The 14,988-nt window shown below is 72.2% G+C and carries 9 protein-coding genes; 3 read left to right on the top strand and 6 right to left on the bottom strand.

Annotated features, from left to right (window positions below; all coding sequences use genetic code 11):
• Positions 1 to 234 precede the first annotated feature (234 nt).
• Entirely contained in the window at positions 235 to 1,971 is a 1,737-nt protein-coding gene (locus tag OV090_RS34845; RefSeq protein WP_267709015.1) for an IgGFc-binding protein, read from the top strand.
• 43 nt (positions 1,972 to 2,014) lie between these two features.
• Here the strand turns inward: OV090_RS34845 and cysD are convergent, their stop codons facing one another.
• Complete coding sequence (cysD, locus tag OV090_RS34840) at positions 2,015 to 2,920, bottom strand: sulfate adenylyltransferase subunit CysD (protein WP_267709014.1); 906 nt, start codon at positions 2,918 to 2,920, stop codon at positions 2,015 to 2,017.
• Positions 2,921 to 2,930: 10 nt separating this feature from the next.
• Complete coding sequence (locus OV090_RS34835) at positions 2,931 to 3,908, bottom strand: FAD-dependent oxidoreductase (protein WP_267709013.1); 978 nt, start codon at positions 3,906 to 3,908, stop codon at positions 2,931 to 2,933.
• Between the two features lie 378 nt (positions 3,909 to 4,286).
• Between OV090_RS34835 and OV090_RS34830 the strand changes: the two genes are divergently transcribed.
• The gene (locus OV090_RS34830; RefSeq protein ID WP_267709012.1) at positions 4,287 to 5,543 is read left to right on the top strand and encodes an Ig-like domain-containing protein; all 1,257 of its coding nucleotides are present in this window, start codon (positions 4,287 to 4,289) and stop codon (positions 5,541 to 5,543) included.
• Between the two features lie 467 nt (positions 5,544 to 6,010).
• On the top strand, positions 6,011 to 7,357 hold the full coding sequence (locus tag OV090_RS34825) for an Ig-like domain-containing protein (RefSeq protein WP_267709011.1): 1,347 nt from the start codon (positions 6,011 to 6,013) through the stop codon (positions 7,355 to 7,357).
• A gap of 247 nt (positions 7,358 to 7,604) precedes the next feature.
• Here the strand turns inward: OV090_RS34825 and OV090_RS34820 are convergent, their stop codons facing one another.
• The 4 genes from OV090_RS34820 to OV090_RS34805 form a co-directional block, all read right to left on the bottom strand.
• The gene (locus OV090_RS34820) at positions 7,605 to 7,994 is read right to left on the bottom strand and encodes a hypothetical protein (RefSeq protein WP_267709010.1); all 390 of its coding nucleotides are present in this window, start codon (positions 7,992 to 7,994) and stop codon (positions 7,605 to 7,607) included.
• A 115-nt stretch (positions 7,995 to 8,109) separates the two neighbouring features.
• Entirely contained in the window at positions 8,110 to 9,894 is a 1,785-nt protein-coding gene (gene sppA / locus OV090_RS34815; protein ID WP_267709009.1) for a signal peptide peptidase SppA, read from the bottom strand.
• 72 nt (positions 9,895 to 9,966) lie between these two features.
• Positions 9,967 to 10,653, bottom strand: a complete 687-nt coding sequence (locus OV090_RS34810) for a sigma-70 family RNA polymerase sigma factor (protein ID WP_267709007.1) — start codon at positions 10,651 to 10,653, stop codon at positions 9,967 to 9,969.
• 351 nt (positions 10,654 to 11,004) lie between these two features.
• The gene (locus tag OV090_RS34805) at positions 11,005 to 14,865 is read right to left on the bottom strand and encodes a serine/threonine-protein kinase (RefSeq protein ID WP_267709006.1); all 3,861 of its coding nucleotides are present in this window, start codon (positions 14,863 to 14,865) and stop codon (positions 11,005 to 11,007) included.
• Positions 14,866 to 14,988 lie beyond the last annotated feature (123 nt).

Here is a 14,988-nt window from a genome sequence, read left to right as displayed (position 1 = left end):
CGGCGTCAGCGGGCCGAGCGGTGGGTGGTGGAGGGCCCGCAGGGCGGCTCGCTGTCATTGTCGTCACGGTCGAGCGAGCGCGGCACGGGTTCGCGGCGACGAGAACAGACGGACGCGGCGTTGTTGCGGGCGCGTGCGGTCCGGGGGACCCATCGCGGGCGATCCCCCGTGCGAGCGCATGCGCGGGCGCGTGGTGCTTGCGATCGCCGCCGCGATCTCCGCTACAGTGCGCCCATGTTGCGTGACTGCATTCGTGTTTCGTGCGGCCTGCTCGCGCTGGCGGCCTGCGGCGACAGCGGTGGCCGCGGCGTCGGCGGGTCGGCGTCGGCGACCGTGACGATCACGGGCCTGCCGCCGGTCGGCACGACGACCTCGACCGGCGAGCCGGGGACCGACACGACCGCGCCGACCACGGGCACGACGACCACGGCGGCGACGACCACCAGCGACACCGGGTCCGCCGATTCGGTCACCTCGATCGGCCTTTGCACCCCCGGCGAGCTGCAGTGCGACGGGCCAAGCGCGGTGCAGGTGTGCGCCGACGACGGGCAATCGTGGCTGCCGCCGACCCCGTGCGCGGCCGACCAGGTGTGCGACTTCGGGGTGTGCAAGTCGCTGTGCGCCAAGGCGCAGACCGACGCGTCGTCGGTCGGCTGCGAGTACTTCGCGGTCGACAACAACAACGACCCGGCCGAGGCCTATGATTCGCAGCCGTACGCGGTGGTGGTGTCGAACGTCGACCCGGCCAAGACCGCCAACGTGCAGGTGCAGACCCACGACGGGGCGGCGTGGGCGACGATCCAGCAGTCGCAGGTCGGGCCGAACACATTGTTTCAATTCGACCTGCCGGACCGGCACATCGACTACACCGGGGTCAACCCGCGCGGCGCCTACAAGGTCGTCAGCGACGTGCCGATCATCGCCTATCAATTCCAGCCGATCAACGGCGAGACCTCGTACACCAGCGACGCCTCGCTGCTGCTGCCGGTCAACGTCTACGACAAATATTATTACGTGGTCGGCTGGGGCGAGAGCAGCTTCGGCAACGCCCAGCTCAACATCGTCGCGGCCCAGGACGCGACCACGGTGACGATCACGCCGGCGGTGCCGACCGACGCCGGCGGGGCGCTGCCGGCGCTGCCGGCCGGCCAGCCGTACACCCTGCCGCCGATGAACGAGGCCGACGTGATCCAGATCGAGTCGTCGACCAACATGCTGTCGGGCACGTACATCACCTCGGACAAGCCGATCGGGGTGTTCTCCAATCACTGGTGCGCCAACATCCCGAGCGCCGACACCTGCTGCTGCGATCACCTCGAGGAGCAGGTGTACGGGCTGCAGACGTGGGGCGACACCTACGTGGCCAGCCGCTTCCCGGTGCGCAACAACGGCGCGCCCGAGCCGTCGTACTGGCACCTGTTCGCGGCCGAGGACGGCACCCAGGTCCACGTCGACCGCCACCCCGAGGTCACCGGGATCCCCGCCGACGACTTCGCCATGACGAAGGGCCAGCTCATCACGATGACGGTGGGCGGCTCCGAGGCCAACCCGGGCGACTTCGTGGTCACCGCCGACAAGCCGATCTACCTCATGCAATACATGTCGTCGTCGGCCAACACCAACGTCCCGCCGCTGCAGGCCGGCGACCCGGCGATGGCGCAGGCGGTGCCGCTGGCGCAGTACCGCTCGAGCTACGTGATCCTGATCCCCAGCAACTGGCTGTTCGACCGCATCGTCCTGACCAAAAAGACAGGTGCGAACATCACCCTCGACGGCGCGCCGGTGGCCCAGAACACGTTTATCAAGGTCGGCGCGTCGGAGTGGGAGGTCGCGCGGGTGCCGGCCGACGACGGCGTCCACGTGCTGACCGGGGATCAGCCGTTCGGGGTGATGGTGATCGGCTACGACGAATACGATTCGTACGCGTACCCGGGCGGGCTCGACCAGAAGCAGATCAATCCGCAGGGGTAGGTCTCAGGGACATGTCTGTCGAGACATGTCCGGAGGGGCAGCTCTAGAAATAACCCTCTTTTTTCTTCTGCTCCATGCTGCCGGCCTCGTCGTGGTCGATCAGGCGGCCCTGGCGCTCGGAGTGGGTGGCGACCAGCATCTCCTCGATGATCTCGGGGACGGTGGTGGCCGGGCTCTCGATGGCGCCGGTGAGCGGGTAGCAGCCGAGGGTGCGGAAGCGGACCTTGCGAAGCTGCGGGACCTCGCCGGGGAGCAGGCGCATGCGGTCGTCGTCGACGGCGATGAGGGCCCCGTTGCGTTCGATGCACGGGCGGTCGGTGGCGAAGTAGAGCGGGGTCAGCGGGATCTGCTCGAGGTGGATGTACAGCCACACGTCGAGCTCGGTCCAGTTCGACAGCGGGAACACGCGGATGCTCTCGCCCGGGTTGACCTTGCCGTTATACGTGTCCCACAGCTCGGGCCGCTGGTTCTTCGGGTCCCACTGCATCTGCTTGTTGCGGAACGAGTAGACCCGCTCCTTGGCGCGGGCCTTCTCCTCGTCGCGTCGGGCCCCGCCGAAGGCCGCGTCGTAGCCGCCCTGGCGCAGCGCCTGGACCAGCGCCTGCGTCTGCATGGCGGCGCTGTACTTGGGCGTCGGCGTGTCGAACGGATTGATGCCCTCGGCCAGCGCCTGCTCGTTGGTATAGACGATGAGGTTCATGCCGTGGGTGGCGGCGAACCAATCGCGGTACTCGAGCAGCTCGCGGAAGTCCCACGTGGTGTTGATGTGCAGCAGCGGGAACGGCAGCGGCGCCGGGTGGAACGCCTTGCGCGCCACGTGCAGCATGCAGGCGGAGTCCTTGCCGCCGCTGAACAGGAGGACCGGCCGCTCGAATTCGGCGGCGACCTCGCGGATGATGTGGATGCTCTCGGCCTCGAGCTGGCGCAGGTGGGTCAGCGTTTGCGACATGGCTTTTCGGTCAGGGCTGAAGGACCAGGTGCGCGGCCGCCTCGGCGCAGCCCCACGAGAGGGTGACGCCGGCGCCGCCGTGGCCGTAGTTGTGGACGACGAGGCCGCCCGGGCGCGCTTCGGCCTCGAGGCGGACGGCCGGGCGCGCCGGGCGGAGGCCGACGACCACCGACAGGACCTCGGCGTCGGCCAGCGCCGGCTCGAGGCGGGCGCAGCGGGCGATGATGCCGGGCGTGCGGGCGGGGTCGGGCGTGGTGTCCTCCTCGCGCTCGTCGGCGGTGCCGCCAAGGACGACGTCGTGGCTGCGCGGGACGATGTAGGTGATCCCGCCGCCGCTGTACTCGTCGATCCACACGCGAGAAATGCCGGGGTTACGCACCCTCACGACCTGACCTCGCACGGCGTAGAGCGAGGGATCGGGGACGAGCTCGCGAGCGCCGAGGCCGGTGCAGTCGACCACGCGCGGGCAGTCGCGCACGGCCTCGTCGAGGCTCTGGTAGGCGTGGACGGTCAACTCGCCGCCGGCCGCCTCGACCTGGCGCATGAGCCAGGGCAGGTAGAGGGTGGTCTCGATCACGAACGAGGTGAATCGATGGCCCGCGCCGTAGCCGAGCGGGAGGTCGGCGGTGGGCACGAAGCGGAAGTCGGGCAGCTCGCTGGCCCAGGCGGGCGGCGGGGCGAACTGCGGGAACACCTCGACGGTCTCGCGGCGCAGCACGCCGGCCTCGGGGGCGGTGCGCGTCAGCTCGGCGAAGCGCGCGTAGCTGGTGCGGGCCCACGGTGCCACCATCGCCTCGGGATAGGCGCGATACGGGTACCAGAAGGCGGCGGCGACCGCCGAGGTGGTGCCGGCGATGTAGGCCCGGGCGGCCACGCGGACGCGCTTGCCGGCCCGCAGCAGGCAGAGGGCCGTGGTCAGGCCGGCGACGCCGCCGCCGAGCACGAGGACCTCGGCGGGGGTGGATTGCGCGCTCGGGCGGGCAGCCATGCGGGCGGTGAATGTAGCCGACGCGCGCGACTGCGGGCAGTGCTGAACGGGGTGCGTCAGGCCGCGGCGCGCAGTCGCATGCGCAGCGTCACGCATCGCGCGAGGTTCGTGGGGTCTCCCGGCCGCTGCCCGGGCGTCTGCGGGCGCAGATTCTCTGCTGCCGTCCGTCGAAATTAGCGCTTGAAGGCCGGGGGAGGGATTGCCTAGGGTGGAACTTGGACAAACCCCATGATCCTGCCGTTCGCTGTCCCTCGATCGCAGTCCGTGGCAATCGCCATCGGGGTGTGCCTGTTGAGTTCGAGCGCGGTTGCCGCTCCGATCGTGCAGCCATCGGCCGCGCCGGAAGCGCCAGAGCCGCAGGCGTGGCGGGCGGCTCCGATGATTCCACCCGCCCAGGAGGGTTTCGACCTGACCGCGCGGGCGCGCGCCAGCGCGGCCGGGCACGCCCAGGCCAACGTGTTCTTCCTGAACTACGACGGCGTGACCCTGAACCAGGGCGGGCAGGACAATTCGGCGACCAACACCACGGTGTTCAACGAGTTCGCCGCCACCTACCAGCCCTACGGCGCCGGCAACAAGCGGGCGGCGTCGCTGCAGGCGGTCAAGTCCGACTGGGCCAAGTACGACGTGTCGATCACCGACGTGCGCCCGAACGGCGGGCTCTACACCATGTGCGTCAATTCGCCGACCAATGTGTTCGGCGGCGGGGTGCTCGGGGTGGCGCCGCTCGATTGCAACGACAACATGGCGGCCAACATCGTGCTGGCGTTCCACAGCGCGAACGATCAGTTCTCGGCGGCGACCCAGGCGACGACGATGAGCCAGGAGATCGCCCACGCGTACGGGCTCGAGCACGTCAACGAGCCGAACGACATCATGAACCCGTACAACGCGGGCGGCGATCCGAGCTTCCTCGACAATTGCCTGACCCTCGACGGCGGCGGTAACCCGATCCAGTGCGGCGCGCAGCACAGCCAGTTCTGCGGCAACAACCAGCAGAACTCGCACCAGGAGCTCTTGTGGCTGTTCGGCAGCGCGACGCCGGACCCGACCCCGCCGTCGGTGGCGATCACGAACCCGAAGAACGGCGATCAATTCGTCGCGCCCGCGGCGATCACGATCGTCGCCGAGGCGAGCGACAACGTCGGGGTCGCCGAGGTCAATCTCTACATCGACGGCATGAATCAAGGCGCGCCCGACGTGACGCCGCCCTATCAATGGGCCGACGCCACCTTCCCCGAGGGCACCTATTGCGTGGCGGCCGAGGCGATCGACGACGAGCCCAATTCGGCGATGTCGCCCGAGGTCTGTTTCACCGTGGTGAAGCAGAACGAGGGCACCACGACCGGGCCGTCGACCACCAGCGGCGAGCCGGATCCGACCACCGGGGAACTTCCGACCACCGGCGGCGAGACGGGCAACCTCGAGACCGGTGAGCCGGAGCCCGAGCCCGAGGGCAGCGACAGCGGCGACGACAGCGGCCTGCCCTCGTTCGACACCGCCGCGCTGCCGCCCGGGTTCGGCCAGGAGGGCGGCGACGAGGGCTGCGGCTGCGCCCAGCCGGCCCGGCCGGGCGCCGCGGGGCTGGTCGTCCTGGTCGCGCTGGGCCTGGTCCGGCGGCGTCGGCGGGGCTGAGCGAGCCGGGGCGAGGGTCGAGGGGCCTGTCGCGCGCGGCGCGGCGGGCCCTTCTCGTTGCGGCCGGGCGTGAAATCGCGCAGAGTGCGCTCGAAACGTTGTCAACGCGCGCGCGGCGCGTTGACTGTGCGTGAAATGCTCGTGCGCGGCGGGCGATGCGCAAGAATTTGCGCAGCCTCACGTGGCGCCGCCAATTCCCTCCAACACGGTTCGGGGACCCGCCGAGGGCCGGCGGAATGTCCGCACCACGGGAATCGTCGTTGTGCCGGTGAAAATAAGGCTTGAAGGCGGTGGCATGGATTGCCTATTGGAAATGTCGTACCGGAGTGAGGCACATGACATTCACAACCGACCGCCGTGCGCGCATTGTCGTCCTGTCGCTTGCGACCTGTCTCTTGAGCAATGCTGCGGGTGCGGCGCCGTATGTGCAATCCCCCGCGGCGGAGGCCTCGCCGGAGTCGGAGCCGATGGGCGTCCGCGCCGCGCCGCTGTCGCCGCCGGCGACGCAGGACACCACGCGGATCAAGGCGAACGTGCCGCCGAGCGCCGCCGGCCAGGCGCAGACCAACGTGTTCTACCTGAACTACGACGGCGTGAAGCTGAAGCACACCGGCAAGGACAACGCCAAGAACGACGAGACGGCGTTCGCGGAGTTCGAGGAGACGTTCCAGCCCTACGGCGAGGGCAGCAAGCGCGCGGCCTCGTTGCAGGCGGTCAAGGCCGACTGGGCCAAGTACAAGGTGGTGATCACCGACGAGCGGCCCGACCAGGGCGAATACACGATGTGCGTCAATTCGCCGACCAACGTGATCGGCCCCGGCGTGCTCGGCGTGGCGATGCTCGACTGCGAGGACGCGAAGGTCGCGTCGAACATCGTCCTGGCGTTCCACAGCGCCAAGGACAAGTACTCGGCGTCGACCCAGGCGACGACGATGAGCCAGGAGATCGCCCACGCGTACGGGCTCGAGCACGTCAACGAGCCCGACGACATCATGAACCCCTACAACGCCGGCGGCGACCCGAGCTTCCGCGACGAGTGCCTCAAGCTCGACAGCAACGTGCCGGTCCGCTGCGGCGACCAGCACAAGCAGTTCTGCGACAAGGGCCAGAACTCGCACGCCGAGCTGATGTGGCTGTTCGGCAGCAACGAGCCCGATCCGGAGCCGCCGACGGTGGCGATCACGAGCCCGCAGGACGGCCAGGAGTTCACCGCGCCGGCGCAGGTGACGGTCACCGTGGAGGCCAGCGACAACGTCGGCGTGGCCCAGGTCGACCTCTACGTCGACGGCGTCAACCAGGACGCGCCGGTGACTGTGCCGCCGTACGAGTGGAAGGACGCGACGTTCCCGGAGGGCTCGTACTGCTTGACCGCGGAGGCGCGCGACGACGAGCCCAATGTGGTGATGTCCGACCCGGTGTGCTTCACCGTGGTGGCCCAGAGCGAGCCGGGCGAGGGCGAGACCGGCGAGGCGCCCAATGGCAGCACCGGCGGGCCGATGCCCGGCGGCGAGCCCGGCGGGTCGACCGGCGAGGGCGAGACCCAGGGCGGCGAGTCCACCGGCGCGCCGGCGACCTCCGGCGATTCGGAGGGCGAGGGCGACAGCGACTCCGGGGATTCGACGGGCGACGAGCCGTCAACCGACAGCGGCACGAGCGGGGGACCGATCATTCCGCCGGGCCCGCTGCTCCCGCCCGGGTGGGGCCAGCAGGACAGCGACGACGGCTGCGGCTGCACGCAGCAGCCGGGCTCCGGCGCGGCCGGCCTGGTGGCGCTGCTGGGGATGTTCGCGCTCGGGCGCCGGCGCCGGCGCTGAGCTGTCTGGAAGGACAGGCGAGAGTTTCAGCCGTCCTGAAGGGTCTGTCCGGCGAGCGGGCTGCATCGACGGACCGACCCTTCAGGGCGGTATCTTCAATGAGTTTTGCTGCCCTGAAGGACAGGTACGCCGCGCGCACGGCGGACCTGGCCTTCGGGGCAGATTTTCGCGGACGCGCGGGCGATGGAGATGGCCTGAAGGACATGTCCTTCAGGGAATCTGCACGGACGCGTCCGTGGCCATCCCGTCAGGGCGACGCCTTCGCCGGCCCTGCGGGCTGCTGGACGACCCACTGGGGCGCGCTGCCGACGACGAAGGTGGCCCGCTCGCTGCCGTCGACGGCGAGGAAGCGGATCCGGTCGCTCTCGACCGTCACGGTGCCGACGCCTTCGCGCTGCATGCGGAGCTCGTGGCCGACGATGTGCACCGCGGCTCGCTCGTCGCCCACGCGGATCTCCCGGGCCATCAACAGGCCGAGCTGCTCCTGGGTGCTGCTGTGGCTGTACTCGCCGCCGCTGCCGCAGGTGACGAGCGCGAGCAGCAGGACGACCAGGCCGAGCGTCGACAGGCGCAGGCGGCGGACCGTGGCTTCGAGGGCGATGAGGCGGGCTTCGAGCGCGGCGGACGGCGTGTTCATGGCAGCGCCAGACATAGCGGGCGCCGCGGTCGCCACGCAAGGCGGGACCGGGCTCGTTCGCGCGCGGCGAACCGTGGACGGCGCCGCGCAGGAATGAAGTGTCCCGAGGGACAGGTCAGTCGCCGAGGGCGACGGGCAGGGTGCTGACCACGCCGTGGGCGCCGGGGCCGAGGCCGAGGGCGCGCAGCTCGGCGGCCACCGGGCGCAGCTCGTCGACCAGGCCGACGGTGAGCTGGACCTGGGCGGAGACGGACTCGCTGTTGTCCTTGCCGCCGCCGAGCAGCGAGCCGAGCAGGCCCTTGTCTGCGGGGAAGACCTCGAGCTGGATGTCGGCGTCGGCGTCGAGGCCGGCGGCCTCGCGGGCCAGGCGGAGGGCGACGGGCCAGCCGCCGAGTTCGTCGACGAGGCCGAGCTCCTTGGCGTCGGCGCCGGTCCAGATCCGGCCCTTGGCGACCTCGCGGACCTTCTCGATCGGCAGGCCGCGGCCCTCGGCGACCTTGGTGGTGAAGTCGACGTAGACGCGGTCGAGCCAGGCCTGGAAGCGCTGCCAGCCGTGGGCGCTGTAGTCGTGGTTTTCGCTGAAGAAGTCGCTGTTGGCCGAGCTGCCGATCGCGTCGTAGGTGACGCCGAGGCGCTCGAACAGCTGACGCGTGAGCATCTTGCCGCCGAGCACGCCGATCGAGCCGGTGATGGTGCCGGGCTGGGCGACGATCTTGGTCGCGTGCATGGCGACGAAGTAGCCGCCCGAGCCGGCGACGTTGCCCATGCTGACGATGACCGGCTTGCCGGCCTGCTTGGCCCGCACCGTCTCGCGCCAGATCGCGTCGGAGGCGACGTACGAGCCGCCCGGGCTGTCGACGCGGAACACGATCGCCTTGACCTCGGGGTCGTCGACGGCGGCGCGCAGGGCCGCACCGACGGTGTCGGAGCCCATGGTGGCCTCGCGGAACAGCGGGTCGAAGCTGCTCTCGCCGCGCTGGACCGGGCCGAGGCCGTAGACGACCGCGATCTTGGCGCCGCGGGCCCACGGGCTGCCGGCGCGCTCGAGGTAGCGGTCGTGCCACAGCAGCTCGGCGCCGTCGCCGGCGCGGGCCTTGACGGCGGCCATGACCTCGTCGCGGTAGCCGAGCTTGTCGACCAAGCCCTCCTTCAGGGCCTCGGGGCCGAGGAACGGGCCGCGGTCGATCAGCGCGCGCACGGCCTCGGGCGCGAGCTGGCGCCGCTCGGCGACGCCGGCGACCAGCTGATCGAACATGCTCTCGAGGACAGCCTGGCTGGCCTCCTTGTGGGCCGGGGTGAAGGCGCGCTCGGTGTACTGGTTGAGCGCGTTCTTGTACTCGTAGCGGTGGTCCATGCGGACCGCGACGTCGAGCTTGTCGAGCGCGCCGCGGAAGAACATGCCCTGCATCATCAGGCCGTTGAGGCCGACGTCGCCGGACGGCTGCAGCCAGATCTCGTCGAACGCGGTGGCGAGGTAGTAGCCCTGGTTGCCCGGCCCGAACTCGCCGAAGGTCTCGGAGAAGGCGACGGCGAACTTGCCGCTGGCGCGGAAGCCGGCGATCGCGTCGCGCAGCTCCTGGGTGCGGGCGAAGCCGGAGCCGGCGCCGCCGATGTGCGCGACCAGGCCGGCCACGCGGTCGTCGGTGCGGGCCCGCTCGAGCGCGGCGACCAGATCGTCGACGGTGGGGCCGCCGCCGCCGAGCGCGCGCGCGATCGGGTCGGCCGCCTCGTGCTCGGCGAAGGGCCGCTCGAAGTCGATCTCGAGCACCGTCTTGACCGGGACGCCGGGCCCGCCGCAAGCGCAGCGGACCGACACGGTGAAGAGCGCCAGCATGGCGACGGCGGTGGACAGGACGCCGATGACGGCGAAGAACCGGAGGCTGCGGGACGGTCGAGTCATGCCGATGTCGCTACGAAGTGCCGGACCGCTGCGGCCGGCGCGGTCGGAAGAGCGCCGGGGGCGCCGAGCTCATCAGGTGGCCGCGGCGGCCCCGGACGGCGATTCGTCGTCGTTGTCGTCCTTGGCCGTCATGCGTGAGACCGCAGCGCCCTCGCGCAGGGTTTCACCGAGCTGCTTGGCCCAGCCGTCGAGGTCGCCCATGGTGCTCTCGAGCTGGGTCTTGCTGAGCGTGATCGACTCCATGATCTCGCGCAGCATCTCCTTGGCCCGCCGCAGCCGGCTCTTGACCGTGCCGCTCGGGATCTCCAGCACCGTGGCGACCTCGGTGGCCGACATGCTCTCCCAGTAGTGCAGCTCGAGCGCGATCTGCAGGTCGATCGGCAGCCGGCGCAGCGCCTCGTGCAGCAGCTTCTGCTCGTTGTGCTTGGCGACGACGGTGCTGGGCGACGGGTCGAGGTCGAAGAAGGACTTCGACTCGATGTCCAGCTCGTTGTTGAGCTTGCGCCGGCGCCGGTAGTGGGCCAGCAGCTCGAGCCGGGCGACGCCGAACAGGTACGTGCGGAAGGTCGAGGCGCCGCGGAAGCGGTCGCGGGTCTCGACGCACGCGAGCAGGGTCCGCTGCATGACCTCGTCGGTGTCGTCGCCGACCTTGTTGCGCAAGAACCGGTGGATGCTCTCGAAGTGGCGGTCGAACAGCTTGCTGCCGGCCTGCAGGTCGCCGCCCCGCCAGGCGTCGAGGAGCTCGAAGTCGTCGGACATCCCCGCGACGGTAGCACGGCGAGGCCGGGGCTTCGGCGGGGCGGGCGCGTAGAGCCGGATCACGCGCGGTCCACGGGGGAGAAGCCGGCGCAGGCGTGCGTGTCCGCAGGTGGCCGGGACGCGACGGGCCGCGAGACGAGCGGAGACGTGAGGTCTGCGGCATCGGCAAGTCCGCGGTCTGCAGCGTCGGAGGGCCGGACCGGCCGCGCGCAGGGCTTTCGCGTCGAGCGATCGCGGGCTTCGGTGCGGATGCAACAGCCGCGATTCGCCGCGCATGGGGTCCTGCGAGCGCCGCGGCGGCTCACGCGGGCGGCGCGGAGTGACTGAAGCAGTTCGCAGCGCGGCGGCGGCTCACGCGGGCAGCGCCGGGGCGAGCAGGGCGGCGAAGCAGTCAGGATGCTCGACGCCGAGCGCTCGCAGGGCGCCGCGCGGGACCTCGCCGCTGCGGCCGGCCAGCCGGGCCAAGCGCAGCTCGGCGGCGGCCTGGTGCGCGGCCATGCCGGCGGCCGCGAACGCGTCGGCGGCGGTGTGCAGCAGGGTCTGCGCCGCGCCGGCGTCGCCGGCGAGGTGGCGCAGGCCGGCGCGCAGGAGGGCTGCGTGGCCGCCGGCCCCGTCGCGCTGGAGGCTGTCGGCGGCGCGCTCGACCGCTCGCCGCAGGGCTTCGCGGACCGACGCGGCCGGGCCGGCGGCGAGGGCGGCGAGGGCGACGCGGCCGGTCAACTCGGTGGCCTGGACGCGCAGCGGCAGCAGGTGCGCCAGGCCGCTGCGGGCCAGCGCCGGGCCGGCCGCCTCCACCTTGGCCCAGGCGGCCGCGGGATCGCCGGCGGCCAGCAGCGCGTGGGCTTCGGCGCCGAGGATCTGGAGGTGCTGCATGTGGAAGGCGCGCGGGTCGGCGGCCGGCCAGGCGGCGGCGCTCTCGGCCGCCAATGCTTGCGCGCCGACCGGGTCGCCGTCGACCGCGGCCAGCCAGGCCGCCAGCGAGGCGCAGGCGACGTGCGCGGCGCGGTCGTCGGCGAAGCGCGCGGCGGTCAGCAAGGCCGGGACCTCCTCGAGCAGCACGTCGTAGCGGCCGAGGTGGAGGAGCGCGCGGAATTGGCACAGGCGGGCCAGGGTCGACAGGCCGGGCAGCTCGGGCGCGTGCAGGGTGCCGGCGCGCAGCAGCGGCCCGGCGAGCGCCAGCGCGCGCGTGGGCGAGCCGCCGGCGGTCTCGGCCAGCAGGTCGACCAGGTCGCACAGGTCGGCGATGCCAGCGGCGCCGCTGGAGCGGGCGAGGGCGCGCGCGGAGGCGAGGAGCGGGTCGATCTGGGCGCGCGTTCGCGCCCCTCCGGGCCCGAGCAGGCAGGCCTCGAGCGCGAAGGCGCGCGCGACCCGACGCGTCTCGCCGGTCCGCAGGGCCAGCAGGAGGTGGCGCGCCTGGGCGTCGGCGGCGGCACCGGGGTCGACGACGAGGGTCGAGAGCGCGGCGGCGAAGCAGAGGTCGACCCGGGCCAGCTCCATGCGGTCGACGTCGGCCTCGGCGCGGGCGGTGAAGTCGAGGCCGCGGACCATCTTCTGGCCGCGCCGCCACAGCGCGCCGAGCTTGTCGCGCATCGAGGCGTCGCCCGAGGACAGGCCGGCGGCGACGAGGGCGGCGGCGAGAATCTCCTGGCCGCGGGCGAGGTGGCCGGCGGTGATGAACTGGGCCGCGGCGGCGCCGACGAGGGCGAGGTCGCCGGCCGGGTCGCCGCCGCTGCGGGCGGAGAGGTAGGCCTCGGCGGCCTCGCGGCTGTGGCCGGCGCGCGCGAGGGTGTCGCCGAGCTCGCGCGCGAGCCCCGGGGCGGCCCCGGGCGGGGCGAGGTCGCGGGCGACGCGGAGGAAGGCGGCGGCGCGCAGGAAGTCGTCGACCTCGCGGAAGAACGTGGCGGCGCGGCGGGCCAGGGCGAGCGCGCGGGCGGTGTCGCCGGCGGCGCGCAGGTGCTCGATGAGGGCGAACGGGTCGGTCTGCGGCTCGCGCTCGAGCGCGGCGGCGAGGCGGCCGTGGAGCTCGCGCAGCGCCGGACCGTCGAGGCGGATCAGCACCGCCTCGCGGGTGCGCTCGTGCTGCACGTCGAGCACCAGCTCGCCCTGCTCGCCGAGCAGGTCGGAGCCGGCGGCGGTGAAGCTGCGGACCAGGCCCGCGGCCTGGAGCTGGTGGAGGTCGGCGAGCCCGGCGTTGCCGGCGTTGCCGGTGAAGCCGGCGACCGCGAACGCGACCGCCTGGGCCAGCGGACGCCCGGCCACCGCGAGCACCTCGAGCAGGCGCCGCTGGGTCGAGGTGAGGCGGGAGATCCGGATCTCGATCAGCTCGTCGAGGGTGACCTCGGGCGCGCTGCCGGCCCCGTGGGCGACGAAGCGCGCCAGCTCGTGGAGCAGCTGCGGGCTGCCCCCGGCCTCGGCGGCGACGCGATGGAGGCGCTGCGGCGGGGTGTCGGGCCCGAGCAGGATCTCGGCCAGGGCGTCGGTCTCGTCGGGCGACAGCGGCAGCAGCTCGAGCACCTGTACCGAAGACCCTGCCTGTTCGACCATGTCTTTGAGGACATCCAAAGCCCGCAGCGCCGGGCTGTCGCTGTCCTCGCTGCGGTAGCTGGCGATCAGCAGGGCGCGCGGGGCCTGCGGCGGGCGCAGCAGCTCGGCCAGGGCGCGCACGCTGTCGGCGTCGCCCCACTGCAGGTCGTCGATCCACAGCACCAGCGGGCGGCGGGCGCCGAGTCCGAGCAGCAGCCGCCGCAGGGCGCGGAAGGCCGGGGCGTCGGGGCGCAGCGCGGCCCGGAGATCGCGCCGCGTGGGGATGGCCGAAGGGACAGGTGTGACGGCGGCCACTGCCGGGGCCTGGTGGAGCACCGGGAACAGGGCGACCAGCGCGTCGACCTCGGGCGGCAGGACCGCGGCGACCTCGGCCTCGTCGCGCTGGCGCAGCTGGCGGGCCAGGGCGTCGACCAGGCTGTCGAGCGCCTTGTACGGGACGGTGTCGCGCTCGTAACAGCGCGCGCGCAGCAGCGCGGCGCGGTGGCGCAGGCCGTCGGTGACGTGGCGGATCAGCGCGCTCTTGCCGAGGCCCGCGCGGCCGTGGACGAGCACCACCGCCGGGACGGACTCGGCCGGTCCGGCGATCGCGGGCGCGGCGCCGGCCGGCTCGGCGACCGCGGCCTCGGCCGGCGCGGCGGCCTGAGCGCGCTCGAAGCCGTCGAAGGCCAGCCTGAGCGCGCGCACCTGGGCCGCGCGGCCGACGAAGCTGCGCGCGCCGACGTGGGTGGCCGCGGGCGACAGGTACGCGGCCGCCTGGACCCGCTGCAGGTGGCTGCGGTCGCTGTGGAACAGGGCCAGCAGCTCGGGGGCGCCGGGCCTGACCTTCGGGTCAGGTTGGAGCAGGCGCAGGCAGACGACGTCGAGTTCGTCGGGGATCCCCGCGACGAGGGTGCGCGGGGGCGGCGGCGGGCCCTGCTGCTTGCGCTCCATCATGCGCGCCAGGTTCTCCCCGGAGTAGGGGACGCGGCCGGTGAGCGCCATGTAGAGGGTGGCGCCGACGCTGTACCAGTCGCTCGCGGGCGTGCGCGCGCCGCCGACGGCCTGCTCGGGGGCCATGTACGCCGGCGTGCCGACCACGAGGCTGCCGGCGGTCGACTCGAGCGTGCCCACCGTCTCCTCGCCGACGAAGCCGAAGTCCATGAGGACGACGCGCCCCTCGGGGGTGACCATGACGTTGGTCGGCTTGATGTCGCGGTGGAGCTTGTGGCTCTGGTGGAGCGCGAACACCCCGTCGACGAGCTGGGCGAACACCGCTCGCAGGCGGGCGAAGTCGGTGACGGGAGTGGCGGTAGGCGCCTCGGGGGCGGTCTCCACGCCCCACAGATACGTGAGCAGCGGCGAGCCCCGGATGAGCTCCATCGTGAAGAAGTACTGCTCGTGGTCGCGATACATCTTGTGCAGCTCGACCAGGTTCGGGTGCGACAGCCGCGACAGCGCCCGGAACTCGCGCTTGAAGAGCGCCAGTGCGCGCGCGCTCGGGGCCCGCAGCGTCTTGAGCGCCACGTTCTCGCCGCGACGGGGGTCGAAGGCCTCATACACGATGCCCATCGCCCCGGAGCCGAGCACCTTGATGATCTCGAAGTTGCCGAGGAGGACCGGCTGGTGCGGCTGCTTGAACACCGCGGCGCGCATCAAGGCGCGCAGTCTGTCCGCCTCGAGGTCGGCCACGCCTGCGCCAGGCACCTTAGCACGGGACCGCAAACGCCGGGGGCGGGGAGTTGCCGAGGTCCCCAGCGAGGCCGCGCCGAGGGGTTTCCCCGCCTGTGCGCGCGATAGGTCTGTGATACGGCT

Source organism: Nannocystis sp. RBIL2 (genome assembly GCF_026626745.1).
In the GTDB taxonomy this organism is placed as follows: Bacteria; Myxococcota_A; Polyangia; order Nannocystales; family Nannocystaceae; genus Nannocystis.
Note: the sequence above shows the minus strand (reverse complement) of the source record. Positions and strands in the feature narration are given on the sequence as shown.